Raw genomic sequence first — 24,484 nt, forward strand, 5'->3', positions numbered from 1 at the left:
CGATCAGCCATTAAAGCCGCGGCCCCCGAAGCTACCGAGGATATTAAATATGGCATACCTACCTTTGTATTAAATGGTAACCTCGTGCATTTTGGTGGGTATAAAAATCATATCGGCTTTTACCCCGCACCCATGGGTATTGAAGCCTTTGAAGAAGCACGTCAATATGAAACCGGGAGAGGCACCATGCAGTTTACGCTGGATAAGCCGCTGCCGCTGGATTTGATAGGCAGGATTGTGAAATTTAGGGTAGAGAAGAATTTGGCTAAGGGGAAGAAGAAGGAGAAGTAGTGCTTTTTGACTTGTGGATACAATAGCTAAATTTTAATATGGACATTCAAACTAAAAAAACATCATTGGTTAAGCACTTGCTTGATAAAAATGATGAGTCATTGATCCAACAGATAAAAGACGTTTTTGAACATAACGAAAAGGATTTTTGGAATGACCTACCTGAAAATGTAAAAGCCGGTATTGAACGTTCAAGAAAACAGGCTGAATCCGGCGTGCTTACTCCGCACGATGAGGTAATGAAAAAATATGCTAAGTGATTTAAAAATCCAATATAATACAATCAATATCAGTAAACCGGGCAAATGTTTTATCAGCAGTTATTACTGGTAATCGCAATAATTGAGCAGAGGCGGCAATAATGGCATCAGGAAGTTTGATATTATGATTTCGCCTTAGATTGATAACTAATTCAGTAATTGATTGGGAATGATTTATTTTATAACAAGAGTTTAGCATCTCCCTGGTCAGCGAATCCTCATTTGTGCTCATGCCTTTTTTACTAAGCAACTCCATTTCGGTAATGTATGAAAATGCCCAACCGCTATTTATAAAAGGAAGTATTATGGGGTTTTCATCAAGTAAATAGATAAAACAGTTAGTATCTACCAGATACTTAATCCCATTCATTTCTTATCGCTTTTTGGTAAGCCAAGCCATCACCAAAAGCACCTTTCAATCTGCCATAAAAACTGCTCAGGCTTTTCCGTTTAGTTTTTGGTAGCTTTTTTAAGGCTTTATTTATCTCTTCGGCTTTTGTATCCTTGTTTATAGTGATAACCATATTTTAAACTATAATTAGTTGACTTATAACAAAATTAAGAAAAAATTATAAAAAATGTATACTTCGTTTTAGGTATCCAACAATTTACCAACACCCCTTTCACTTCTAAAATCATAATCCCATTTTCGCTATCCAATTACCCGATACATGAATACCCATTATAAAAAATTAGCTGCCGAGTTTGCCATTGCCGAAAAGCAGGTTGTTGCCACCATTGAATTGTTAGACGAAGGTGCTACCGTACCCTTTATTTCGCGTTACCGTAAAGAAGTTACCGGAAGTTTGGACGAAGTACAGGTAGCCGGCCTGCGCGACCGTATGCAGCAATTGCGCGATCTGGATAAGCGCCGCGAAGCGATATTAAAATCGCTTACCGAAATGGGCAAGCTGACCCCCGAACTGGAAAAGCAGATAAACGAAGCCGAAACCATGGTGCTGCTGGAGGATATTTACCTGCCCTATCGCCCTAAAAGAAAAACACGGGCTACCATTGCCCGCGAAAAAGGCTTACAGCCATTGGCTGATATTCTATTTGCGCAAAATAAAATTGACATAACAGCCGAGGCCGAAAAATATATTGACGAGAAAAAAGGTGTTAAAGATATTGAAGAAGCTTTAGGCGGGGCAAGGGATATTATAGCCGAACATATAAGCGAGGATGTAGAAGTACGCACCAAACTGCGCGAACTGTTTATGCAGAAAGGCAGCTTTAAATCGAAGGTTGTGCCGGGTAAGGAAGAGGCTGGGCAGAAATATAAAGACTATTTTGATTGGGAGGAGCCGGTAAAGTCGGCGCCATCACATCGTATACTGGCCATGCGCCGGGGCGAAAAGGAGGAGATATTATATTTAGATGTACTGCCACCCGAAGAGGAAGCGATAGACCTGCTGGAAAAAACTTTTATAACCGGCAATAACGATGCGGCCCACCAGGTACAGCAAGCCATGACCGATGGCTACAAGCGCCTGCTGCGCCCGTCAATGGAAACCGAGGTAAGGCTGTTGACCAAGAAAAAAGCCGATGAGGAAGCCATACGCGTATTTGCCGAAAATGCACGTCAGTTATTATTAGCCGCCCCACTGGGCCAAAAGCGCACCATGGCTATTGATCCCGGTTTCCGCACGGGGTGTAAGGTAGTTTGTCTGGATGAGCAGGGTAAGTTGTTGGAGTATACGGCTATATTCCCGCATACCGGTGCGGGGCAGGCTACCGAAGCCGAAAAGACGGTTAAACATCTTTTTGAAAAATATAATATAGAGGCCATTGCCATTGGCAACGGTACCGCAGGGCGCGAAACAGAAGTGTTTGTGCGAAAATTAAACCTGCCCGGTGTCGAAGTAGTAATGGTTAATGAAAGCGGAGCATCTATCTATTCAGCATCGGATGTGGCGCGCGAGGAATTTCCGGATAAGGATGTTACTGTTAGGGGATCGGTTTCTATTGGTCGCCGTTTAATGGACCCATTAGCCGAGTTGGTGAAGATAGACCCAAAATCCATTGGCGTGGGCCAGTACCAGCATGATGTGGATCAAAATAAACTACAGGCCTCATTGGATGATACGGTTATTAGTTGTGTAAATGCCGTTGGCGTTGAATTGAATACCGCATCTAAACAAATACTGGCTTATGTATCGGGCCTTGGGCCGCAGTTGGCACAAAATATTGTGGCCTATCGCGATGCTAATGGGGCATTTACTAAGCGAGATCAGCTTAAAAAAGTACCCCGCCTGGGCGATAAAGCATTTGAGCAGGCGGCAGGTTTCCTGCGCATCCGCAACGCGCAAAACTCGTTGGATGCAAGTGCTGTGCACCCCGAAAGGTATGACCTGGTGGCACAAATGGCTAAAGACAGCAATTGCACGGTTGCCGCTTTAATGAGCGATGAAAAGCTGCGCAAAAGCATCCCCCTGCAAAAATATATTACAGATACCGTTGGATTACCAACCCTAAATGATATTATGGCCGAGCTGGCTAAACCCGGTCGCGACCCCCGCGAAAAGTTTGAAGCCTTTAGCTTTACAGAAGGCGTAAACAGCATAGCCGACCTGAAAGCCGGTATGAAACTGCCCGGCATTGTAACCAACATCACTGCGTTTGGTGCTTTTATTGATATTGGCGTGCACCAGGATGGCTTGGTACATTTAAGCCAGATAGCCAACCGTTTTATAAAAGATGCTAACGAGGTGCTTAAAGTGCACCAGCAGGTAGAGGTTACGGTTACCGAGGTGGATGTGAACCGCAAACGCATATCCTTATCCATGAAAACGGATGAGCCTAAAAAAGTAGAACAGCGCCCCGCCAAAGTGCATCAACCACAAAAACCTGTACAGCATCAGCCTAAAAGAAAAGAGCCGGAAGCGGAAACCGATATGGCTGTAAAATTGGCGGCGTTAAAGAACTTGTTTAAGTAAAATAAGCAACATGACCCGTAGGGTCTACCTATTTGTAGTTAATTATCCCATTTGTGTTTTTGACCCGTTAGGGGTTACCCAAATTTGCGAAGTGTAGCCCTTAACAGGGCATAAGAAATTGTTTTATTCAGGTGCTACAAATAGGTAGACCCTACGGGTCATATCAGCTTAAAATAAGGCTGATATCGAACTCAAGTTACTTTACACTCTTTTTCTGTACAATATAAAAGCCGGCAATGAATACGGCAATGCATACAATAAGACTTACATATACATAGTCGGTAAATATTTCAACCTTTAGTTCGGGTATGGCCATCATGCCACGGCGCGGCATGATGCTTCTCACGGTTAATGACGGATGCGCGTAAGGTATCAGGTAGTCGTATTTCCAATCAAACCCAACTAATATTAATCCCGATAAAGTGGCGACAAAGCCAACACCCATCGGCTTTAAAAAGTCGGACCATAAAAGGCTCAATAAAAACTGTATGGATAATATGCCCAGGGCAGATAAGAATAGTTTAAAGTAGATCTGTAATAATGCGCCTTTCATATCATAATCCGCAAAGCGGAACTCGGGCTTCAAATTACCCAGCAAATTAGCTGATGCCATTGTAAGCGCGTAAAACAGGCTAAGGCAAATGGCTATCAGCAATAAAGCATAAATAAATTTAGCCGAATAAACGGCCCATTTAGATATTGGCAGGCTGAACAAAGTTTTCCAGGTATCGGCTTTATGTTCAATGCTGTTAACCGAGTAACAAATAAATATCACCAACATAGGCAGCAATAAAGTGCCCATTACGTTTAATATGGAGCCGGCATAACGCAGCCATAGCAGCATGGCCGGGAAGCCAGACATTTTAACACTATCTGTATAAAAATGCCAAAAAACCAATAAGCATATTAACACAGGCAATAATATAGCCGACCAAAACCCCAGCGTTTTTCGGCTCTTATAAAACTCAGACTGCAACGATAGTAAAAGATCTTTCATCAGGCAGGGGTTTGGGTAATGTCTAAAAATAGTTTCTCCAGGTCCTTTTGCACCTTATGGATACTGTAAACAACGTGGCCGCTTTGGTTAAGCAGGGTATTGATTTCGCCGGCTTTGTTTTTTGACTGATACGCTACTGAAAGGTGGTTAACATCCACATCAATAATATTATAACCCTGCTTTTTAAGCAGGTTAGCCGCGTCGGCAGTATCATCAGTTTCAATATATATGGCGGGTTGGCTAATAGCCTCCAAATCCTTTATACTTCCCTGAAAAAGCAGCTCACCGTTATTGATGATGCCTACATGGGTAGCCATACGCTCAACTTCGGCTAATAAATGGCTTGATATAAAAACAGTTTTTTTATGTTCAGAAACCAACCGTATCAATAACTCACGTATCTCAATAATGCCGTTAGGGTCAAGGCCGTTGGTGGGTTCGTCTAATATTAAAAGCTTAGGGTCTGATAATAAGGCCAGGGCTATACCTAAACGCTGCTTCATGCCTAATGAGTATTTGCCGGCTTTTTTATGGGCGGCGGCGGTTAAATGCACCAGGTTAAGCATTTCGTCCACCCTGGTTTCGGGAATTTGTAAAAGTATTGCGCGGTTAAGTAGGTTCTCTTTACCGGTTAAGTGGGCGTAAATGGCAGGCTGCTCAATAAGCGACCCTATTTGAGCCAATATTTGCTTGCGGTGTGCATTAAACTGCAGGCCAAATATCTCGATATTTCCTTCCTGTGTTTTTAACAGGTTAAGCAGTAATTTAATGGTAGTGGTTTTTCCGGCACCGTTGGGCCCTAAAAAACCGTATATGCTTCCTTCCGGAACCTGCAATGATAAATTCTTAACAACAGTTTGTTGCCCAAAGTTAAAGGTTAACCCCTCGGTTTTAATTACCATAGGTTTGGTTTTGCAATTGAACAAACGGTTTTAACTAGCGTAATGCCTTTAACAAAATGCGAGGTGGTCCGCATTGGCGCGCAAGCCTCTATACTTTGTTTTTTTTGCTCCAACTGGTAAGAAGCCCCCATTATAACAGCAAACACCACTGGTGCCAGTAAAAGTATAAACGGATTTGAGTTGGTGAACAGCTTTTTCATAATTGTTGCGATTTGATGAAACAAAGAAATTATAAAAAATCAAGCTATTAAAAAGTATTATACCAAGTGGTTTTATTTATAGATGAACGCCAATTTAGGGTATACAGCCAGTTAGGCAAACTGCTACCGCAAAACAAAGCAAAAAAATAGCCGTAAACCTATGGCCTACGGCTATGCTATTTAAAATAGGGGTATTTTACTTTTTTATAATTACCAAACGCTTGGTTTAGCAATTGAACAAACCGTTTTAACCAGTGTAACGCCTTTAACAAAAAGCGAAGTTGCCTGCATTGGTGCAGAAGCCTCTAAACTTTGTTTCTTTTGTTCAACCTGGTAAGCAGCGCCCATTATAACAGCGAACATTACAGGTGCCAGTAAAAGTATAAACGGGTTTGAGTTGGTGAACAGCTTTTTCATATTGTTGCGATTTGATGAAACAAAGAAATTATAAAAAATTGGGCTATTAAAAAGTATTATACCAAGTGGTTTTATTTATAGATGAACGCCAATTTGGGCCATATTGCCAGTTCGTCGAAACTTATTGCCCGTTCATCGGTAAATAAAAGGCGTATATATAAATAGTAGCGCGTGCCTTAAACCATAACACTAATTTTGATACTATGGAAAAAAAGCGACGGGTGTTTTGGCATTTCCTGGTTTGGGCCGGGCTAATCTCATTCGCCATGTTTATGATGCGTAATGTATTCAAATTGAGCATGCACCACGTGCTTATTGAGTATTTACTGTATGGTATTGTTAATATCAGTTTGTTTTACCTTAATTATCTTGTTTTAATACCTCAATACTTAAACAGAAAGCGGTACGGTTTATACTTAGCGGCTATACTTAGCGCCATAGTTATGTACGGCTTTATTAAATATGGTATAGCGTTATTCTTTAAAGACGATCAATTTTTCCGTCCACGCCGCCGTGACGGCCCGCCAATGGGCATGCAGGAAATGAATTTTATCGGGTACTTCGTCAGTACCGTGTTTACCAGCATTATTTTTATATTTTTCAGTGTAGTACTTAAGTTATTTGTTGACTGGTTTGTTAATGAACGTGTACAGCGCGACCTGGAAAACCAGCGGCTAAGCGCTGAACTATCTTTTTTAAAATCGCAAATAAACCCGCACTTTTTATTTAACTCCTTAAACAGTATTTACTCGTTGGCCTATCAGCGGTCAGATACTACGCCTGATGCTATCTTAAAGCTATCAGAAATTATGCGGTACATGCTGTATGAGTGTAATGACAATACAGTCGACCTGTCGAAAGAATTGCATTACCTTCAAAATTTTATCGACCTGCAAAAAATAAGATTAGGTGACAAAGCCTATGTTGATTTTAAAATAGAAGGTAAGGTAACCAACCAAAAAATTGCACCCCTGTTGCTCATTGCTTTTATTGAAAATGCCTTTAAGCATGGGGTGGCCAGTGATGCTTCTTCGCCAATACAACTATATGTAAGTATACTGGCTAACCAGCTGCAATTTTATGTTCATAATAAAAAGCATAAAAACAATACCGACGCCGTTGGCGGCATAGGGTTAAACAATGTTAAACGCCGGTTAGATCTGCTTTATCCCGGAAAATATAATTTAGATATACACGACGAAAAGGATACATATACTTGCGAATTATCATTAGTTTTATAAAATGATTAGATGCCTTGTAGTTGATGACGAGCCTTTGGCGCTGCATATACTGGAAGATTATATAGCCAAAGTGCCGTTTTTGGAGCTTATAAAAGCCACCACCAACCCCATTGAAGCTTTAACCATGGTGCAGGAAGGTAATATTGACCTGGTATTCCTGGATGTGCAAATGCCCGAGCTTACCGGCATACAGTTTTTAAAGATAGCTAACGGTAAGACCAAGGTAATATTAACTACAGCCTACTCGCAATATGCGTTAGAAGGGTATGAACTGGATGTGGTTGACTACCTGCTTAAACCCATAGCATTCGATCGTTTTTTTAAAGCCGCGCAAAAAGCACAGGGCATTATACAACCTGCTGTTAAGGCCTCCACACCCGCCGTCGAACCTGTGCATCAGGTACAGCAGCAGCAACAGGATTTTATGAACGATTTTATATTTGTTAAAAGCGAGTATAAGATCCAGAAGGTTTACCTGCACCAGATATTATATATAGAGGGCCTGAAAGATTATATCTCTATTTTTACACCTACCGAGCGTATTATCACCCTGCAAAACATGAAGAAGATGGAAGAGACGCTGCCCGAAAGACATTTTATGCGGGTACATAAATCATATATAGTAGCGCTGAATAAAATTGACAGCATTGAACGCAGCCGTATTTTTATAGGCGATAAGATCATCCCCGTAGGCGATACCTACCGCGACCAGTTTTTTAAAGTGATTGAGGGGAAGAACCTTTAATTTCGGATTTATGAAGTAGAATTTCTCGCCCATGTTGGTGTTATCATCAACATGTAATGAGAATATTAATTAATCCCAAGAGATTACATCCGGTTTGGGAACAACACCAACAAAGGAAGTAAATTTAAAATGTTGGGTGGGCATGCGCGATCACCTCCCAGCTACCTACCGTGTACCCATATCTTTTGACTATCTATGTCCCGTTAGGGCAATGTCGTTAAGTTAAGGGAAACAGAAGCTTAAATAATATCGAATAATGAATTTTGAATCTCGAATATCGAAGTTTTAACTTCATTATTCGAGATTGGACATTCTGTGTTCGATATTAAAATGGGACTCAATACCTTAACTTAATGACATTGCCCGTAGGGGACATATAACCGCATTTTTTTTAATTAAAAAGATATGGGTACACGGTAAGTCTGCCATGAGTGCTTAATATGGTATCGCGATTACATCGCCAAGTATAATTAAAAAGCCATATTCAATATTTCATTTATCCACTCTTTTAATAATTGATATATTTAGCTAATGAATAAACTAACCGGCTACATATTTTTTATTTGTGTTACTTTATTCATTTCCTGCCATACTGATCAATCCACATCCCACAAAACCACCTTCAACTTAAACCTTGACGAAGGTCTTACCTCGCTTGATCCCGCTTTTTGCCGCAATAAAAATACCATCCTGATGGATAACCAGCTCTATAACGGGTTGGTGCAAATTGACGATAGTTTAAAGGCTATACCTTGCATTGCTAAAAACTGGGAGGTATCAGCAGACGGTAAAACCTATACCTTCCATTTACGTGATGATGTTTATTTTCAGGACGATGTACATTTTAAAAACGGAATAGGTCGTAAAGTTAACGCCGCTGATTTTGCGTATAGCTTTGGCCGGTTGATTGACCCTAAAGTAGCCTCATCGGGCTCATGGATATTTAGCGATAAGGTGCAGAGTAAAAATAGCTTTATCGCATTAAATGACAGCACTTTCCGTATAGTATTAAAACAGCCATTTGCGCCATTTTTAAGTATGCTGACAGCGCCCTATTGCTCGGTAGTGCCCAAAGAGGTGGTAGAATTTTATGGCAAAGATTTTCGTAGCCACCCGGTAGGCACCGGTCCGTTTAGGTTTAAATACTGGAAAGAAGGTGAGGTGGTTGTGTTGGTAAAGAACGAAAAGTACTGGGAAAAGGATGATAAGGGCAAGCGGTTGCCCTACCTGGATGCTGTACGGGGCTATTTTATAGGCGACAAGCAAACCGTTTTCATGGAATTTATCAAAAAGGACCTTGACTTTTTAAATGATATTGATGGCAGTTACCGCGATGATATTTTAACCAAATCGGGCCATATCACTAAAAAATATAAAGACAAATTTATCCTTAATACCGGCCCTTATTTAAGTACGCTGTACCTGGGCATATTAGTTGATACCAATATTGCTATTGTTAAAAACTCGCCATTGAAAATATTAAAAATAAGACAGGCCATTAACTATGCCATTGATAAGGAAAAAATGGTGAAATACCTGCGTAATAGTTTGGCCACACCCGGCAGCGCGGGTTTTATACCGGCGGGTATGCCCGGATATAATAAAGATGGAGTAAAAGGCTATTCATATAACCCGGAAAAAGCAAGGCAGTTACTGGCCGAAGCGGGTTATCCTGATGGCGAAAATTTGCCGTCAATTGTGTTAAACACTACTGTTGCTTACCGGGGCCTGATAGAGTTTGTGCAGCGCGAGCTGGATAAAATTGGCATTAAAACCAGCGTTGAAATAACCCAGGGAGGGAGCCTGCGCGAGTTGATAGCCAAAAATAGCGTTAACTTTTTTTACGGGGTCTGGATAGCTGATTATCCTGACGCCGAGAATTATCTTTCGATTTTTTATTCAAAAAACAAAGTGCCTTTTGGCCCTAATTATACAGGGTTTAACAATAAGCTGTTTGACGCCCTTTTTGAAAAGGCCGATCAGGTAAAAGATGACGAACAGCGCTATACCCTGTATCGCCAAATGGATAATATTATTATGCAGCAATCGCCGGTGGTGGTGTTGTATTATGAAAAGCGAATAAATTTGTACCAAAATAATATATCGGGTTACAGCGTAAACGCGCAAAATTTAATGACGCTTAAAAAAGTTATTAAGCATTAACATCAGCCGCGGGCAGGCTCAGATAAAAAGTGGTGCCAACACCTAAAGTGGTTTCAAACCAAACTTTTCCCCGCGCATTTTCAATAGAGTTTTTTACAAAGGCCAGCCCTAATCCGGTGCCCGAGCTCTTGGTAGTGAAATTAGGTTCAAATATTTTTTCGCGCATGTTTTCGGGTATGCCATTGCCATTATCTTTCAGCGTTAATAAAATATTTTTTTCGCTTATAGTATAGGCTATGTCAATAACACCCGGACGGTCTTCGGGAGTAGCTTCAATGGCGTTTTTTAAGAGGTTGTTAAAGCAACGCAAAAGCTGGTCCCTATCTGCCAATATAAAAAACGGATCGGCAGCAGCATTAAAATTAATGGTAAAATTATCCATCTGTTTAAAAATGGTAACGGCCTGGCTAAGCATATCAAATATGTTTATACGTTCCAAACGGGTATCGGGCATTTTTGCGAAAGCCGAAAACTCGGACGCTATGGACGATAAACTCTCTATTTGCTCCACAAATGATTTGCTAAAACGTTCAAATTTTTGGTCAAACTTAGGGTCCTTTTCTTTCCATGACTTATCCAGTAATTGCAACCCCAGCTTTAATGGCGTAAGCGGATTTTTAATTTCGTGGGCAACCTGCTTGGCCATTTCGCGCCAGGCGCTTTCCCTTTCAGATTGCGCCAGTTTTTGTGCGCTTTCCTCCAGTTCAAGAATCATGCGGTTATATTCTTTTACCAGTGCGCCAATCTCGTCATCCCGCTCCCATTGAATTGGCTCGTTCTTTTTGCCATATATTATGCGGCTCAGGTTTGATTGGATAAAGTTTAACGGCGATGTTATTTGCCGCGCTATCCCTACAGCTAACAACCCAATAGCTATAAAAACCAGAGCATATACATTAAACATGATGTTAAGTAATGATACAATACGATCCTGGTAATCTGCCTCATTTGAAAAATAGGGTAATTGCAAATACGCTATAGCTTGTCCGTTTGATTTTCTTAAAGGCGAGTAAGCGGCCCGGTAACTTAAATCGCCAATTTTCTCGTCATTTATAAATTCAGATAACTGCTGTTTGCCTAATGATATGTAGGCACTCGCATTCATCCGCTTTACCAACAAACCTGTTTCATAAATTTTAGGCTGTGTGGTTATTAAAAGCTGTCCGTTGCCGTCAAATAAACTCAGGTCGGTACCGTATGAATTTGCAATACGATTAAAACTTATTTGGTCATTCTCATTTAATTGGGTCATTGATTTATTACCCATCTCATCTCCAAATGAGCTTGCTATACGGTTTATCTTATCTCGAATAGTTTTATCCAGTTGAGATTGATATTGCGTGCTTATAGATATATAAGTAATAAGGGCCACAATTATTAAAGTAATAACCACCGCAAACACCATCGAAAACTGTATGCGTGTTTTATATAACAGGCGGTCAAATTTTATTTTAAATGTCCATTTTACCCTGTTATCAGTAACGCTTAATATTTTAATCCGTATCCACGACCATCGTATAATGATCACAATTACACTGAATATCAACATCACCACAAAAAAGAAGGTGAGCGATGCAAGGTCATAAAGTACTATGTTTTCCTGCTTGCTTATAATAATAAGATTACGACCTGAAGACTTATAAACCAGATGGCTATATTGTGCAAATGGCCTATACCAAACCGGATTACTTACATTGGTAGTAGTAAATACACTTTTCTTAAGTACACCTTTAAAATCAGTGTTTTTCAAGTTATAAACAAAACTACCATGCTGACTTATCAGGCGGTTATCACTATAAAAAGCGTAGGAGTAGTTTTTAAACTCGTCATCCTGATTTATATTACCGTCAACAAGCAGTTTTGGGAACGCCTGTGCCACCTGTACCGATTTGGACCGTAACTCAATAACCAATACACCCAGGCTGCGGTTATTATTAATTACCGGCAGCAGCGCAAAATAATTTTGAAAGCCAAAAGATGAGTTTTCATGATAGAAGTAATTAGAAACTTTAAGCGAACTAAAAAGAACCATATCTTTAAAATCAGCTAAAGCATACGTTTTATCAGGGCCTATAGCCTGCCCATTGTCATTAAACTCATGTAGTTTAAAATCATATTTTGAAAGGTATGCATCAAAATAAAGCTTTTGTATATAGTTCTTTAAAAACTCAACATTATTATGGGCCGTATCGGCAAATGCCCTTGTTATTAATGGGTCGCTTTTTAATTTGCCTTCTATATTCTTAAATAGTTTATAAGCAATAGGGTCATCAGGCACTACCAGTTTATACACAAGCTTTTTGCGTACCTCCTTTTCCTTTAAACTTTCAAAATGGTTAATCATTACAGATGATATGAAAGCATAAAGCAAAATTATAACTGCAAATAGGCCCGAAGTAAGTTTACGGTTGTAATAGCGGTATGAATAACCGCGTATTATTACAATAATGGCCCAGAATATATAAAACAAGGTAAACTCCTGCCACCAGGCTACAATTACCGTAGTTAAAAATATGCCGGCTAAAAATATAATAAGCTGGTTGGATAAGGGTATGGATAGCCTTTTTGAAATAGTAAGGCAGGTTTCAGTAAACAGGAAGAATATCAAAAAACTAAAACATAACATTAAAATGCCCAGCGCGCTGTAATAGGAAAGATTAAGCAAATTGTTTACATCGAAATTTATTTGCGAGTTACTTACCAGGCCATAAAAGGTATATAACAGTACGGTTAATGATGTTATTAAAATAAGGATGCAAGCCAAAAGCAAAATGTAACTAACTATTTTGCCCGGATCTTTCCGTAGCAAACGATTGCGCTGTTTAAACAGGAAGGATGCAAACCACGACAGCAGTAAAGTGTTGATACAAAAATCGCCCAGCGTAGGGTATACTTCATTTGATTTATATATCTGGGGGTTAAAAATATCCAGCCGGGTTGTAAAATCTGGCCAATGGAAGTAAAGATTAATAAATCTTATACCCACAATAAACACGGTTAAAAAAATTATGGAGACCCAGGTGTACCCTTTACGCGCAAAGTAACTGCTGATATTATGTATTAATATACATAGTGTAATAAAGGTTAAGATCCAGAAAAGGGTTTCAAAATAAAAGAACCGGTGATTAATTTGATTAGGCTTTATTTTTACCGAAAAAAGGTAGGTATGGTTAATATTATATATCTCGTAAACATTCTTATCTGTAAAATCTGCAATTTCAATATTGTTATCATTAAACAGCTGCGGTTCGAAAGCATTTTTGAGATATTGGTTTTGAAAAGCATAATCAGCCTTTATCAAAATAAAGAACAATGCAGAAAAATTGCCCTCTGTTTTTTTTATAACCTCATAATAGCCGTTAGCTGTTTTTATAAATGATGCCCCGTTCCTGATAACGGTAATTGAAGGTATCACCTTAATACCACTCCAAAAACTGAGCGTATTATTATTAAAGGTTACCACCCATATCCGGTTGTCGGTGGTCATTTCCTTTATAAAATCAAGCGCGTATTGGCCGTCAGTAGTTAGTGTTTTTAGCTTACCAAAGGCTTCTTCTGTGTTTATTTTTTGGTATACAAGGCTTTCTTTTCGGTGCAGATTATCTTCTAATACTTTGGCTGATTGGTTAAGGCTATTTTGCGGTGTATAAGTTTTACGCGCAATAATTGCCGTTAATAACAGCGTGGCTGTTAAAAGGGCAAGCATCCAACGTAATTTTGCGGCGTAGCTCAAAGTGTTTTAAATAGATTTATGTATGTCTAAAATAAAAAAAAGCCGCTTTAGTTTGCGGCTTTTTAAATTATTGTTGCAATTGGGCACTTTCGGTGGGTATGGCGCGGTTAACTTTCTTAACCAAACCCTGCAAAACGCTTCCCGGCCCAACTTCGGTAAATGAAGTTGCTCCGTCTTCCAGCATGTGTTGTACAATTTGTGTCCACCTTACAGCCCCGGTAAGTTGTGCAATAAGGTTATGCTTAATTTTTTCGGGATCGGTGTAGGCTTTGGCATCTATGTTTTGATAGATGGGGCATACCGGCGATTTTATTTCGGTATGTACAATAGCATGCTCCAGTTCAATCTTTGCTGATTCCATTAATGGGGAGTGAAATGCACCCCCTACGTTCAATTTCACAACGCGTTTAGCACCGGCTTCGGTAAGCATTTCGCAAGCTTTGTCAATACCGGCAATGGATCCTGATATTACCAGTTGGCCCGGGCAATTGTAATTTGCCGGAACCACCACTTCGCTGGTACGTTGGCAAATGTCCTCAACTGTAAAATCATCCAGTCCTAAAACGGCCGCCATGGTTGATGGTTGTATCTCGCAGGCCTTTTGCATGGCATTGGCACGGGCTGCAACCAGGCGCAAACCATCCTCAAATGATAAAGCATCAGCAGCAACCAGAGCAGAAAACTCGCCTAACGAATGGCCCGCTACCATGTCCGGTTTAAAATCAGTTATCACTTTAGCCAAAATAACCGAGTGTAAAAATATGACCGGCTGGGTAACATTGGTTTGTTTAAGGTCCTCATCGGTACCATTAAACATAATATCCGTAATACGGAAACCTAATATATCATTGGCTTGCTCAAATAGCTCACGGGCTTTTTCTGATTGATCGTAAAGATCTTTACCCATTCCAACAAACTGGGCGCCCTGCCCCGGAAAAATATATGCTTTCAATGTAGTGATTGGTTAATTAGTGATTAGAGATTAGTTATAATTGGTTATATAAAAGTAACAATTGCACCGGAGTTTTGTGTTAAACTACTAATCACTAATCTCCAGTTACTGATCACTAACTTAATTTCTGCGAAATTAAGTTAAGAAATTCTGCCCTTGTTTTTTCCTGCAAAAATCCGCCGGTAAAGGCAGATGTTGTAGTTACCGAATTTTGCTTTTGTACCCCACGCATACACATACACAAGTGGCGGCACTCAATAACTATGCCCACGCCGATAGGCTGCAGGGTTTCCTGTATGCAATCGCGTATCTCGTTGGTTAAACGTTCCTGTACCTGTAGGCGACGGGCATAGGCGTCAACCACACGTGGTATTTTGCTCAAGCCAACCACATATCCGTTAGGGATATAGGCAATATGCGCTTTTCCAAAAAATGGCAGCATATGGTGCTCGCACATAGAATATACTTCAATATCCTTTACTACCACCATTTGGCTGTATTCTTCTTTAAATAAGGCCGAGTTTAATATTTCCTTAGCATCCAGGTCATAACCGTGAGTTAGGTACAACATGGCTTTGGCTATACGCTCGGGGGTTTTTAATAATCCTTCGCGTTCCGGGTTTTCGCCTATTTGTTTTAAAACTTCTTTATAATGTGCAGATAGGCTGGTTATCAGATCCGGGTTATATCGGTCTACTTTCTCATAGCCGTTTATATCATCATCCCTATCGGGGATATTGTTTTTATCGATCATGTTATAAAGTTAATCGCCAAAATACTCTGCCGAGTTATTTTCGGTCTCAGCCAATCTTACCGAGTGAAGAAATACACCGGGGTAGGCCTCAATGGGTGCTTTTAATTGGTTAAATATCTCGATGCAAAGCAATTCGGTCGATGCCATTTTGCCTTTCATAAAAGGTACATCCAGGTTAATGTTTTTATGGTCAAGCTGTTCTATCACATAATCATTAATGATCACCTTCAGCTCTTTCAGGTCAATCAGATAGCCGGTTTCGTAAGTAACCTCGCCCTTTACAGTTACAAAAAGGTAATAATTATGGCCGTGCCAGTTGGGGTTTGCGCATTTACCAAATACCTCAGCATTTTTTTCTGCGCTCCATTCATCACGGTACATTTTATGGGCTGCATTAAAATGTTCCTTGCGCGTTACGTATATCATCATAATATTTAATGGGTGCAAATATACAAACTTTTATAGTTAGCAGTTTGCGGTGGGCAGTTTGCAGCTATTTTTAGTTAGTCAATTTTTTGTGCTAACTGCAAACTAACAACTGCAAACTTTATTAATTATCTTAGTACAAAACAAATTCAAAATATGCGCATATTAATTGTTGCCGCAACACAGCCCGAAGTTGAGCCGTTAATGACCTCGCTAGGTATGCAAAAATCTGACGAGGCAGATAATTTGTATGTTACCCGGCATATATCAGTAGCTAACTGCTCGGTGCTTATAACCGGTGCAGGTATGGTGCCTACTGCGTTTGCCCTGGCCCGGCACCTGCCGCATAACGTTTATAATTTGGTTATAAATTTAGGCATAGCCGGCAGTTTTGACCGTAAAATACAATTGGGCCAACTGGCTGAAATAACTGAAGATACCTTTGCCGAGTTAGGTGCCGAAGATGATACCCGCTTTATCAGTATTGAAAAACTGGGTTTTGGCGCAAGCATATTCAGGCCAACCAGCAGCCTTAGTCATTTCAGCAAAAAGATAAATCTAACCAAAGTTAAGGCCATTACCGTAAATACGGTGCATGGTAATGAAGCTACTATAGCCAATACTGTTGAACGATTGAACCCACAACTGGAGAGCATGGAAGGCGCGGCCTTTTTTTATGCCTGCCATCAGCTTAAGGTGCCCTGCATACAGATCAGGGCAGTGTCAAATTATGTGGAGAAACGTAACCGCGATAACTGGCAGATAGGGCTTGCTGTTAAAAATCTGAATAACTTTGCGCTGGAGTTAATAAGGGAGTTGTAAAACCAACAATGACAAGCCTAGATAAAAACAAATATTGGAATCTGCTTTTGGCGATTTTTATAATACTAAGTAACATTCTATCCGATCACTATTTTGCTCCCTCAGGAATAACGCTCACGCCAATCATTATAATAGTTATAACCTGCTTAATAAGTTTAAACAAAGGAAAGTTTGACACCATACTTCAAGTAATTATTATTTGTTTTTTAATATCATTAAATGATCTTGGTATCAAACTTTTTGGTGGAGGAATACATGATGTTGAAGGATTAGGTTTTATACATCTTTTTCTTTTTGCAGGGTTAATCCCTTGTTTTATAATACTGGCTTTATCAACTTTTAAAAACAAAAAAGATACGTTACTAAAATCAGTATTTTCATTATTCTTATTTATAATATTGATCTGTATACATTTTTATTTTTTTAGTAACATTGGTTTAGGCAGATATTATAAAATCTATCACTCATTCCTATGAAACTAACCCTCGGCTTTTCGCCCTGCCCTAACGATACTTTTATTTTCGACGCGCTTATACACCATAAAATTGATACCGAGGGACTGGAGTTTGAGGTGTTTTATGATGATGTAGAAACCCTTAACCAAAAAGCCTTTCGCGGCGAACTGGATATTACCAAACTAAGCTATCATGCTTTTGCATACGTAGCCGATAAATATGTACTGCTTGACAGCGGCAGCGCACTGGGTTTTGGCGTAGGTCCACTTTTAATTTGTAAGGATGATCCTGAAAACCTACAGGCACAACTGCAAACTGCAAACTGCAAACTGCAAATTGGAATACCCGGCAAATACACTACCGCTAATTTTTTATTGGGACTGGCTTTTCCAAATGCTACCAATAAAGTAGAACTGGTATTCAGCGATATTGAAGATGCTGTTTTAGAAGGCAGGGTTGATGTTGGTTTGATCATCCACGAAAACCGTTTTACCTATCAGGATAAGGGCCTGAAAAAAATAATTGATCTGGGCGATTATTGGGAAAAACAAACCGGCTACGCCATCCCGCTGGGTGGCATTGTAGCTAGCCGTAATTTACCTGCGGATGTTCAGCATAAAATAAACCGGGTGCTGCGTAAATCGGTTGAGTATGCTTTTGCCAATCCTAAATCGGGCTTAGACTTCATCCGCCAGCACGCGCAGGAAATGAGCGAGGAGGTGATGTATAAGCATATTGAGCTATATGTAAATAAATACTCCGTTGAGTTGGGAGAGGAAGGGCGCAAAGCGATAAACTTATTGTTTGATACTGCGGTGGAGAAGAACATTATACCCTCAATAAAAGAAAAAATCTTTTTAACTTAAAAGCTGGGGTTGTGCGATTCCCCTCTTGAGAGGGGTGGAGGGGTGTGTTAAATTAAGTGGTTAACCCACCCCTGCTTTACGCACTTTCATTCGCGCCCCCTCCGAGGAGGGGAACTTGTACTAATACAACAAATGATCATACGGATACCTGTCCGTATGTATAGCTTTTACATGCTCATACAACAGGCTCCTGAACTCGTCAATATTTTCTTTTTTAGTAGCCGATATAAATATCGCCGGACTATTATTTTTCGCCATCCAGCTATGTTTAAAATCTTCCAGGGTTAGCGGTTCGGCTTCCTCGCCGGGTTGGGGTGCAGGGGGTTGAAAAGCATCCATTTTATTAAAAACGGTAATGGTATCCTTATCTACCGCGCCCATTTCTTTTAGCGTTTCGTTTACGGCCCGCATCTGGTCCTCAAAACTGGGGTGCGATACATCAACCACGTGTATCAATATATCTGCTTCGCGCACCTCGTCCAGGGTCGATTTAAAACACTCTACCAAATGGTGAGGTAGTTTGCGGATAAACCCAACGGTATCTGACAGCAGGAACGGCACATTCTCAATCACCACTTTGCGCACGGTAGTATCCAGCGTGGCAAACAGCTTATTCTCGGCAAACACATCCGATTTGGAGAGCATATTCATAATGGTTGATTTACCCACGTTGGTATAGCCCACCAATGCGGCACGTACCATTTGGGTACGGTTTTTTCGCTGTGTTTCGTTTTGACGGTCTATCAGCTTTAACCGCTCCTTAAGCAACGAAATTTTTTCCAGGATCAACCTTCTATCCGTCTCAATTTGGCTCTCACCCGGGCCACGCATACCAATACCACCCTTTTGACGCTCTAAGTGGGTCCAAAGGCGGGTAAGGCGGGGCAGCAGGTATTGTAACTGTGCCAACTCTACCTGTGTTTTGGCCTGCGCGGTTTGTGCACGGCTGGCAAAAATATCCAGTATCAGGTTGTTACGGTCCAGTATTTTAACCTGTAGCTCATTTTCAATATTGCGCAGTTGCGATGGGGTTAGTTCATCATCAAACACTACAATATCAATTTCTTCTTCTGTTACATAAGCTTTTATATCCTCTAACCGGCCCGAGCCTACAAACGTACGCCTATCCGGCTGGGAAAGTTTTTGAGTAAATATTTTTTCGGTTTTGGCACCGGCGGTATCTACTAAAAATTGTAATTCTTCTAAATATTCTTTGGCGCGTTCATCCGTTTCGTTGGCGGTGATAACGCCAACTAAAACCGCACGTTCCTGCTTAATGGCAGTATCATAAAATTTTTGTTTCATTAATATTGATTTAACAATCAAAGTGCCAAGTTACAAAAACTGGACAGCATGTCATTGCTGTTGGTGGCCGGAGGGCTAATCATTCGTCCTTCTATTCCGCAACCAATACCAACCCAAATTAAACGCAATAACCAAATGATTAAAAACCGTGGGCAATAACCCGTAGTAGCGTCTCATAATATCAAAACGTTCCTGCAAACTTTGGTGGTGTTTAGCTTTTGATTGGCCACCCACCAAATATTTGGCTACGTATTGGTTTACATTAACTATAGTTTTTGCTTTTTGCGCTGTGCGGATTATCCAGTCGATATCAGCACTTAGCTGGTATTGGGGGTCGTAAGGTTCAATCAATGCCCGTTTTATATAAATAGCCTGATGACTAACGCTCATGCCATATTTAAAGCTGCGCCAGGTAAATTGCGCGGGGGCTTTATGCCTGCGTCTGCCCAGGCTTTCGCCTTTATCATTGATCATTTCGGTTTCGCCGTAATAAATGTCCGCATTATCCGCGGCAGCAAAAACCCGCGCTACAGTTTGCGGCGAATATAGCTCATCGCCCGAGTTCATGAACAACACATAATCACCGGTGGCAAGGGTAAGGCCCTTGTTCATGGCATCGTAAATCCCGGCATCGGGTTCGGTTATAACCTTAGTGATGCGGTCTGTATATTTATTAATTATATCTAGCGTTCCGTCGGTGGATGCGCCGTCAACTACAATATATTCAATATCAGTATAGGTTTGGTTAAGTACCGATAGCAGCGTGCGCTCAATATGCTGCGCATTATTATAAACCACAGTAATTACGCTTAACCGGGGCTTAAACATCGGCGCTGGTCCCTTTCTTTTTCTTTGCCGGTGTGGTAAGCGCTTTATATAGCTGGATATGTTTGGCGGCCACAATTCTTTCGGCAAACCTATCCATTACCGTTAATCTTGATTGCGCCTCCAGCTTTTCTTTGTCGGGATAGCTTATAACCCACTCCATACCCGCTGTAAGGCTCTGTGCCGAACGATATTCGGCCAGGTAGCCATTGTAGTTATGTCGCACCATGTCGGGTATACCGCCCGTGGTAAAGGCTATAACGGGCGTGCCGCAAGCCAGACTCTCCATTACGGTATAAGGCAGGTTATCCTCCAGCGACGGTATTAAAAATGCATCCGCAGCGGCGTAGCAGTTAGCCAGCTTTTCATCGTCGCTTATAGTACCTAAAAAAGTGGTCTTGAATGGAAAATCGGGAACATCCTCAGTATTCCGATTGCCAAACACTACCAATTCAATATTTTCAGCATTTTCTCCCAATCGTTGTTTTAACAGGTCGAGGCTATCCAACAGGTATTGCGTACCCTTATGCAGGTCCTTGCGTGATGGCATAAAGCCTGTTAAAAAAATAAACTTATCGGGGTTTAGTCCGGCTTGCTCTTTAGCTTGTTTTTTATTTAGGGGTTTAAATATGTTGGTCTCGAGTGTATTTGGTATTTGATGAATTGATCGCCCGCCCATTAAGCTGCTTAATTTAACCGATTCTTCCATCCAGCTACTTGGGGCAACTATATTGATATTTAATTTTTGATACGCCTCGTTTTTTTGCACCCATATTTTTTGCGACTGGTCATCTTGAGCTTCATTTTTTAACAAAGGGCAATTGCCGCATTGCTGCTGGTAATGGGTACAGGTATAACGTACATGGCAACCACCGGTAAAGGCATTACTGTCATGAAATGTCCAAACAATGGGTTTATTTAGTTTGGCTAACTGGGCCAGGTGTTTGGGGTTTAAAAAACTATGGTTAACCCAGTGCAGGTGAATGATATCGGCATTTTTAACATCCGGATGTTTAATAACCGAGCGCCCAAACCAGGCAAATGAAAATGGGGTACGTACCGGCTTCAAGTATAGTTTAGCCAGCGACCGTTCGAAAATAATGATGAACGCGGTATAGTATTTTTTAAAGATATTGGTGTTAAATGTTTTGATGGATGGGTCGTTGCCAAACTTATAGTGCACAATGATCTTTGAATCCACCTGCTGTTCAAGCAGCGCCCGGTTTAGCCGCATACACGCTCGTCCGGCCCCTCCGTTGCCATCATACGTATTTAAATGCACCACTTTTAGCATAGGGTAAAAATACATTTATTCTTGGAAAGTCGACTCACCCGGTCATCGCTTCGTTCGACCACCCTCTCTATGCTAGAGAGGGGATCTTTATATATTCCCAACTATGTGCCGCTGAAAATCAGGATTATTTTTTTTGGTAAAATGGTTTACAAGGGTTTACATAATTCGATAAAAAATTTGTTAAATGTTTGAAATTCAATTAATTGTAAAAATATCGGGTTAGCAAAAAATGACTTTTAAGCCATACTGATAATTGATGTTTTTCAATTCATAATTCTAAGCATAACGTTGCGTTACATAACACCTGTAATACATTAATTTTCAGCTAAATAAGACAATGGTAATAAGGACTGTTCTATTTCTTTGAAAGATACTTCGCCTTAATCTGCAACATAAACCGTAAACCGCGCTGCAACAAACTGCCCTTACGGGTTTTCAGGAAAGCTTTTATGGCTTGATAAGCCTGCGCATCTTCCTCAATCACATCCGGGAAATGGGTAACCGGCTTTTGAGAAATTTTTACAGCGTACATATCCTCGATATTGGAGTGTACGCCGGTACCGTCATGCCCAATGTTATTTACCAGCGAGTGTGCCGGGTTTAGCGTTAACCCTCCTTTTAAAAACACCGAGGCATACCAGCGTATGGCCCATGAATTATTTTTACCGGCTTTAAACTCGCCCACCTGTTTCCAAAAATTCATGGTTCCTTCAATAGAGAAGCGATTGATTTTTTCTTTATCAAACTGCGCTATCAGCTTATCAATATCGGGTTCAAAATTTTTCCATGCTCTGTCCCAGGTGGCCCAGCCCCAGCTGCTGGCGGCGCGGTAAAAAAAGGTTTGGGGTAAACCCTTAGCTTTTAAGTTATACATATATGCCCCTATATGCATCACTTTTTCTTCGTCCGCGTAGCGGATAAGCGCCTCATTAAAATATTGCAGGGTATAGGGCGAGGTTAGCAGGTCATCCTCAAAAACTATAACCTTTCCGTATTCATTTACCAGTTGGGTAACGCCATCAATGATTGATTTTGCTAATCCAAAGTTTTCCTTTCGCTCAATAACTTTTACCGATTTAAAGCCGTGCACTTCATGTATCAGTTTTCGCACCTGCTCAACTTGATGCCGGTCGACTTGGGTTTTGGCCGCATCCGAAAAGATGAATAATCGCGACTCGTCAGCCAGTTCATTCTTTTGCAAATAACTGATGGTACGGCGGGTATGCTCCGGACGGTTATAAACAAATAAAGCTATGGGTGCGAGTTTTTGCATGGTTATTTATTTCTCCTGTCATCTCGAACATAGTGAGAGATCTATACACAAGCCGATTACACGCAATGCTTGTGTATAGATTTCTCGTTGTCACTCGAAATGACAAACGGATTTTATTATTTTTTCTTCAACACATAAAACACGCTTTGCGGCGCAATACGTTCTAACTTTTTAGTAGCATGGTAGTGCAAATTACCCGCGAATAATTTTGCCAGCCATTTATCCAGCCGTACATAACTTTTATGCGTAAAAATGGCCTTTTTTGAAAGCTTTCCCCACGTACGCTGAAAAAAGGCGGTCATGCAAAAGCAGCCGGCTTCGTTTACTACTTCCATATCCAGGTCCTTAAATATCTTCCTGAAAATTTGCAGGGGTATGCCGCGCTCGTTACGGGTTAGACCCTTGCGGGGTTTGGTCCAGTCGCCCATGGATATAATGGGTTCGCGCAGCAAAATATAACCCCTGGGTTTGGTTACCCGGTGCAATTCAGAAATAATATACGATACGTTTGGCGTATGGTGCAGTGTACCAAAACAGGTAACCAAATCGAAAAAATTATCCTCAAACTCCAGTTTACCGGAAACGGCAGGCTTAACATATTTAGGCGTGATATTACCCAACTTTTCGGACTTTAAATTATCCGACGGCTCAATAATATAAATGTTATCAATCTGGTTAATAACCGGGAAAAACTCATGTCCCCAGGCGGCACCCATGCCTAAAGCATTTTCAAAGTGCCTGCCTTTTAAATAGCTAAAGCCATGCAGCGTGTTTAACGCGTCATAGCCGTAAGTATATTCTTCGGCCTCCTTGCTGCCCAGGTTGGCATAGGCTTCGGTTTCTTCATTATACCAGTTTTGTATCTGGTCAATAGTAAAATCATCGCCATATAAAACCTCGCCCCGTTTGTATTTTTCTTCCATATAAAATTAAAGCACGAAAGTCAAAAATAGTATAATTAGCTTATTATTTAACAACGGCTATCCAACCCGAAATAACTTTCGAACCATTTTTAAGATCGATGGTGTAATAATATGTACCTGAAGGAACAACAGCATTGTTATATTTACCATCCCAGGCTTTAGCGTAGCCCAAACTTGTAAAAAGCAATTTGCCGTACCTGTTATAAATATTTACCACACAGGATGGATAAGTACTTAACCCGGGTATATTCCAAACATCATTTATTCCATCCCCATTGGGCGTAATAGTATTGGTTGGCGTAATATTGGCATTTACCTTAATAGCAATATCATCACTTACGGTAAAACAGCCTTGCTGCGAAGTAACATATAATGTATATGTAATATCTTGTGTAGGCGAAGCTATTGGATTAGGTATTGTAGGGTCATCTAAATAGGTTGCAGGTAACCATTTATATTGCAAATTGCTGCCGGTAATTGTTGGTTTAAGCTGTATTGTATTTCCGCTCAATATAGTTTGATCAATACCTGCATTTACCGTTGGTTTGGGTATTACCGTTACAGTAACCGAGGCTGTAGCTGTACAATTATTATTACTTACGACAACAGTATAAGTTGTTGTAAGTAATGGCGACGCCACCGGGTTTGCGATATTGGCATTTGATAAACCTGTTGATGGCACCCATTGGTAAGTTGTGCCCCCC

The 24,484-nt window shown here is 40.6% G+C and carries 24 protein-coding genes; 8 read left to right on the plus strand and 16 right to left on the minus strand.

Features of this window, described 5'->3' with window-relative positions:
* A partial coding sequence (locus ABI367_RS09540) for an iron chaperone (protein ID WP_462228545.1) occupies positions 1–291 on the plus strand: 291 nt, incomplete at its 5' end.
* A 38-nt stretch (positions 292–329) separates the two neighbouring features.
* Positions 330–551 carry a hypothetical protein gene (locus tag ABI367_RS09545; protein WP_462228546.1) on the plus strand — a complete coding sequence of 74 codons (222 nt, stop codon included), beginning with the start codon at positions 330–332 and terminating at the stop codon, positions 549–551.
* Position 552: 1 nt separating this feature from the next.
* Here the strand turns inward: ABI367_RS09545 and ABI367_RS09550 are convergent, their stop codons facing one another.
* Positions 553–921, minus strand: coding sequence for a PIN domain-containing protein (locus tag ABI367_RS09550; protein ID WP_462228547.1), 369 nt, complete (start codon positions 919–921; stop codon positions 553–555).
* On the minus strand, positions 908–1,075 hold the full coding sequence (locus ABI367_RS09555; RefSeq protein WP_462228548.1) for a hypothetical protein: 168 nt from the start codon (positions 1,073–1,075) through the stop codon (positions 908–910). The genes ABI367_RS09550 and ABI367_RS09555 overlap by 14 nt, the downstream gene beginning before the upstream one ends.
* A 147-nt stretch (positions 1,076–1,222) precedes the next feature.
* Between ABI367_RS09555 and ABI367_RS09560 the strand changes: the two genes are divergently transcribed.
* Positions 1,223–3,487, plus strand: a complete 2,265-nt coding sequence (locus tag ABI367_RS09560) for a Tex family protein (RefSeq protein ID WP_462228549.1) — start codon at positions 1,223–1,225, stop codon at positions 3,485–3,487.
* 196 nt (positions 3,488–3,683) lie between these two features.
* On the opposite strand, the gene ABI367_RS09565 is transcribed toward ABI367_RS09560, so the two are convergent.
* From ABI367_RS09565 to ABI367_RS09580, 4 genes are all read right to left on the minus strand, one after another.
* Positions 3,684–4,484 (minus strand): ABC transporter permease, encoded by an 801-nt coding sequence (locus tag ABI367_RS09565; protein ID WP_462228550.1) that lies wholly within the window; start codon positions 4,482–4,484, stop codon positions 3,684–3,686.
* On the minus strand, positions 4,484–5,386 hold the full coding sequence (locus ABI367_RS09570) for an ABC transporter ATP-binding protein (protein ID WP_462228551.1): 903 nt from the start codon (positions 5,384–5,386) through the stop codon (positions 4,484–4,486). Before ABI367_RS09570 ends, ABI367_RS09565 begins: the two co-directional genes overlap by 1 nt.
* The gene (locus tag ABI367_RS09575; RefSeq protein ID WP_462228552.1) at positions 5,380–5,586 is read right to left on the minus strand and encodes a hypothetical protein; all 207 of its coding nucleotides are present in this window, start codon (positions 5,584–5,586) and stop codon (positions 5,380–5,382) included. The genes ABI367_RS09570 and ABI367_RS09575 overlap by 7 nt, the downstream gene beginning before the upstream one ends.
* Positions 5,587–5,796: 210 nt before the next feature.
* The gene (locus tag ABI367_RS09580) at positions 5,797–6,003 is read right to left on the minus strand and encodes a hypothetical protein (RefSeq protein WP_462228553.1); all 207 of its coding nucleotides are present in this window, start codon (positions 6,001–6,003) and stop codon (positions 5,797–5,799) included.
* A gap of 203 nt (positions 6,004–6,206) precedes the next feature.
* On the opposite strand from ABI367_RS09580, the gene ABI367_RS09585 reads away from it, so the two are divergent.
* From ABI367_RS09585 to ABI367_RS09595, 3 genes are all read left to right on the plus strand, one after another.
* A complete protein-coding gene (locus ABI367_RS09585; protein WP_462228554.1) occupies positions 6,207–7,244 on the plus strand; it encodes a sensor histidine kinase in 1,038 nt (345 codons plus the stop codon).
* A gap of 1 nt (position 7,245) precedes the next feature.
* Positions 7,246–7,989: a LytR/AlgR family response regulator transcription factor gene (locus tag ABI367_RS09590; protein ID WP_462228555.1), complete on the plus strand. Its 744-nt coding sequence runs from the start codon at positions 7,246–7,248 to the stop codon at positions 7,987–7,989.
* 531 nt (positions 7,990–8,520) lie between these two features.
* Positions 8,521–10,152 carry an ABC transporter substrate-binding protein gene (locus tag ABI367_RS09595; RefSeq protein ID WP_462228556.1) on the plus strand — a complete coding sequence of 544 codons (1,632 nt, stop codon included), beginning with the start codon at positions 8,521–8,523 and terminating at the stop codon, positions 10,150–10,152.
* Here ABI367_RS09595 and ABI367_RS09600 read toward each other — a convergent pair.
* The 4 genes from ABI367_RS09600 to ABI367_RS09615 form a co-directional block, all read right to left on the minus strand.
* The gene (locus tag ABI367_RS09600) at positions 10,142–13,885 is read right to left on the minus strand and encodes a sensor histidine kinase (RefSeq protein WP_462228557.1); all 3,744 of its coding nucleotides are present in this window, start codon (positions 13,883–13,885) and stop codon (positions 10,142–10,144) included. The genes ABI367_RS09595 and ABI367_RS09600 overlap by 11 nt on opposite strands.
* A gap of 67 nt (positions 13,886–13,952) precedes the next feature.
* The gene (gene fabD / locus ABI367_RS09605; protein ID WP_462228558.1) at positions 13,953–14,837 is read right to left on the minus strand and encodes an ACP S-malonyltransferase; all 885 of its coding nucleotides are present in this window, start codon (positions 14,835–14,837) and stop codon (positions 13,953–13,955) included.
* A gap of 115 nt (positions 14,838–14,952) precedes the next feature.
* Positions 14,953–15,591: a GTP cyclohydrolase I FolE gene (gene folE / locus ABI367_RS09610; protein ID WP_462228559.1), complete on the minus strand. Its 639-nt coding sequence runs from the start codon at positions 15,589–15,591 to the stop codon at positions 14,953–14,955.
* Between the two features lie 9 nt (positions 15,592–15,600).
* A complete protein-coding gene (locus tag ABI367_RS09615) occupies positions 15,601–16,017 on the minus strand; it encodes a 6-pyruvoyl trahydropterin synthase family protein (protein ID WP_462228568.1) in 417 nt (138 codons plus the stop codon).
* A 156-nt stretch (positions 16,018–16,173) separates the two neighbouring features.
* Here ABI367_RS09615 and mqnB point away from each other — a divergent pair, with 156 nt between their 5' ends.
* Both mqnB and ABI367_RS09625 read left to right on the plus strand, forming a co-directional pair.
* Positions 16,174–16,839 carry a futalosine hydrolase gene (gene mqnB, locus ABI367_RS09620; protein ID WP_462228560.1) on the plus strand — a complete coding sequence of 222 codons (666 nt, stop codon included), beginning with the start codon at positions 16,174–16,176 and terminating at the stop codon, positions 16,837–16,839.
* A gap of 472 nt (positions 16,840–17,311) precedes the next feature.
* Positions 17,312–18,160 carry a menaquinone biosynthesis family protein gene (locus ABI367_RS09625; RefSeq protein ID WP_462228561.1) on the plus strand — a complete coding sequence of 283 codons (849 nt, stop codon included), beginning with the start codon at positions 17,312–17,314 and terminating at the stop codon, positions 18,158–18,160.
* A gap of 120 nt (positions 18,161–18,280) precedes the next feature.
* Here ABI367_RS09625 and hflX read toward each other — a convergent pair whose 3' ends face one another.
* The 6 genes from hflX to ABI367_RS09655 form a co-directional block, all read right to left on the minus strand.
* Entirely contained in the window at positions 18,281–19,465 is a 1,185-nt protein-coding gene (gene hflX, locus ABI367_RS09630) for a GTPase HflX (protein WP_462228562.1), read from the minus strand.
* Positions 19,466–19,540: 75 nt separating this feature from the next.
* On the minus strand, positions 19,541–20,293 hold the full coding sequence (locus ABI367_RS09635) for a glycosyltransferase family 2 protein (protein ID WP_462228563.1): 753 nt from the start codon (positions 20,291–20,293) through the stop codon (positions 19,541–19,543).
* Positions 20,286–21,584 (minus strand): glycosyltransferase, encoded by a 1,299-nt coding sequence (locus tag ABI367_RS09640; protein WP_462228564.1) that lies wholly within the window; start codon positions 21,582–21,584, stop codon positions 20,286–20,288. Before ABI367_RS09640 ends, ABI367_RS09635 begins: the two co-directional genes overlap by 8 nt.
* 355 nt (positions 21,585–21,939) lie before the next feature.
* Positions 21,940–22,857, minus strand: coding sequence for a sugar transferase (locus tag ABI367_RS09645; RefSeq protein WP_462228565.1), 918 nt, complete (start codon positions 22,855–22,857; stop codon positions 21,940–21,942).
* Between the two features lie 116 nt (positions 22,858–22,973).
* Positions 22,974–23,780, minus strand: coding sequence for a methyltransferase domain-containing protein (locus ABI367_RS09650; protein ID WP_462228566.1), 807 nt, complete (start codon positions 23,778–23,780; stop codon positions 22,974–22,976).
* Between the two features lie 43 nt (positions 23,781–23,823).
* Positions 23,824–24,484: T9SS type B sorting domain-containing protein (locus ABI367_RS09655; protein WP_462228567.1), on the minus strand; the 661-nt coding region annotated here is incomplete at its 5' end.

Origin of the sequence: Mucilaginibacter sp. (assembly GCF_039935595.1) — a bacterium.
Classification (GTDB): Bacteria; Bacteroidota; Bacteroidia; order Sphingobacteriales; family Sphingobacteriaceae; genus Mucilaginibacter.

Coding starts and splice junctions, on each gene's coding strand:
- ABI367_RS09555 (WP_462228548.1), bottom strand. CDS start 1,075: ATGGTTATCACTATAAACAAGGATACAAAAGCCGAAGAGATAAATAAA.
- ABI367_RS09565 (WP_462228550.1), bottom strand. CDS start 4,484: ATGAAAGATCTTTTACTATCGTTGCAGTCTGAGTTTTATAAGAGCCGA.
- ABI367_RS09575 (WP_462228552.1), bottom strand. CDS start 5,586: ATGAAAAAGCTGTTCACCAACTCAAATCCGTTTATACTTTTACTGGCA.
- hflX (WP_462228562.1), bottom strand. CDS start 19,465: ATGAAACAAAAATTTTATGATACTGCCATTAAGCAGGAACGTGCGGTT.
- ABI367_RS09635 (WP_462228563.1), bottom strand. CDS start 20,293: ATGTTTAAGCCCCGGTTAAGCGTAATTACTGTGGTTTATAATAATGCG.
- ABI367_RS09545 (WP_462228546.1), top strand. CDS start 330: ATGGACATTCAAACTAAAAAAACATCATTGGTTAAGCACTTGCTTGAT.
- ABI367_RS09580 (WP_462228553.1), bottom strand. CDS start 6,003: ATGAAAAAGCTGTTCACCAACTCAAACCCGTTTATACTTTTACTGGCA.
- ABI367_RS09550 (WP_462228547.1), bottom strand. CDS start 921: ATGAATGGGATTAAGTATCTGGTAGATACTAACTGTTTTATCTATTTA.
- ABI367_RS09585 (WP_462228554.1), top strand. CDS start 6,207: ATGGAAAAAAAGCGACGGGTGTTTTGGCATTTCCTGGTTTGGGCCGGG.
- folE (WP_462228559.1), bottom strand. CDS start 15,591: ATGATCGATAAAAACAATATCCCCGATAGGGATGATGATATAAACGGC.
- ABI367_RS09640 (WP_462228564.1), bottom strand. CDS start 21,584: ATGCTAAAAGTGGTGCATTTAAATACGTATGATGGCAACGGAGGGGCC.
- ABI367_RS09595 (WP_462228556.1), top strand. CDS start 8,521: ATGAATAAACTAACCGGCTACATATTTTTTATTTGTGTTACTTTATTC.
- ABI367_RS09560 (WP_462228549.1), top strand. CDS start 1,223: ATGAATACCCATTATAAAAAATTAGCTGCCGAGTTTGCCATTGCCGAA.
- ABI367_RS09570 (WP_462228551.1), bottom strand. CDS start 5,386: ATGGTAATTAAAACCGAGGGGTTAACCTTTAACTTTGGGCAACAAACT.
- mqnB (WP_462228560.1), top strand. CDS start 16,174: ATGCGCATATTAATTGTTGCCGCAACACAGCCCGAAGTTGAGCCGTTA.
- ABI367_RS09650 (WP_462228566.1), bottom strand. CDS start 23,780: ATGGAAGAAAAATACAAACGGGGCGAGGTTTTATATGGCGATGATTTT.
- ABI367_RS09625 (WP_462228561.1), top strand. CDS start 17,312: ATGAAACTAACCCTCGGCTTTTCGCCCTGCCCTAACGATACTTTTATT.
- ABI367_RS09615 (WP_462228568.1), bottom strand. CDS start 16,017: ATGATATACGTAACGCGCAAGGAACATTTTAATGCAGCCCATAAAATG.
- ABI367_RS09590 (WP_462228555.1), top strand. CDS start 7,246: ATGATTAGATGCCTTGTAGTTGATGACGAGCCTTTGGCGCTGCATATA.
- ABI367_RS09645 (WP_462228565.1), bottom strand. CDS start 22,857: ATGCAAAAACTCGCACCCATAGCTTTATTTGTTTATAACCGTCCGGAG.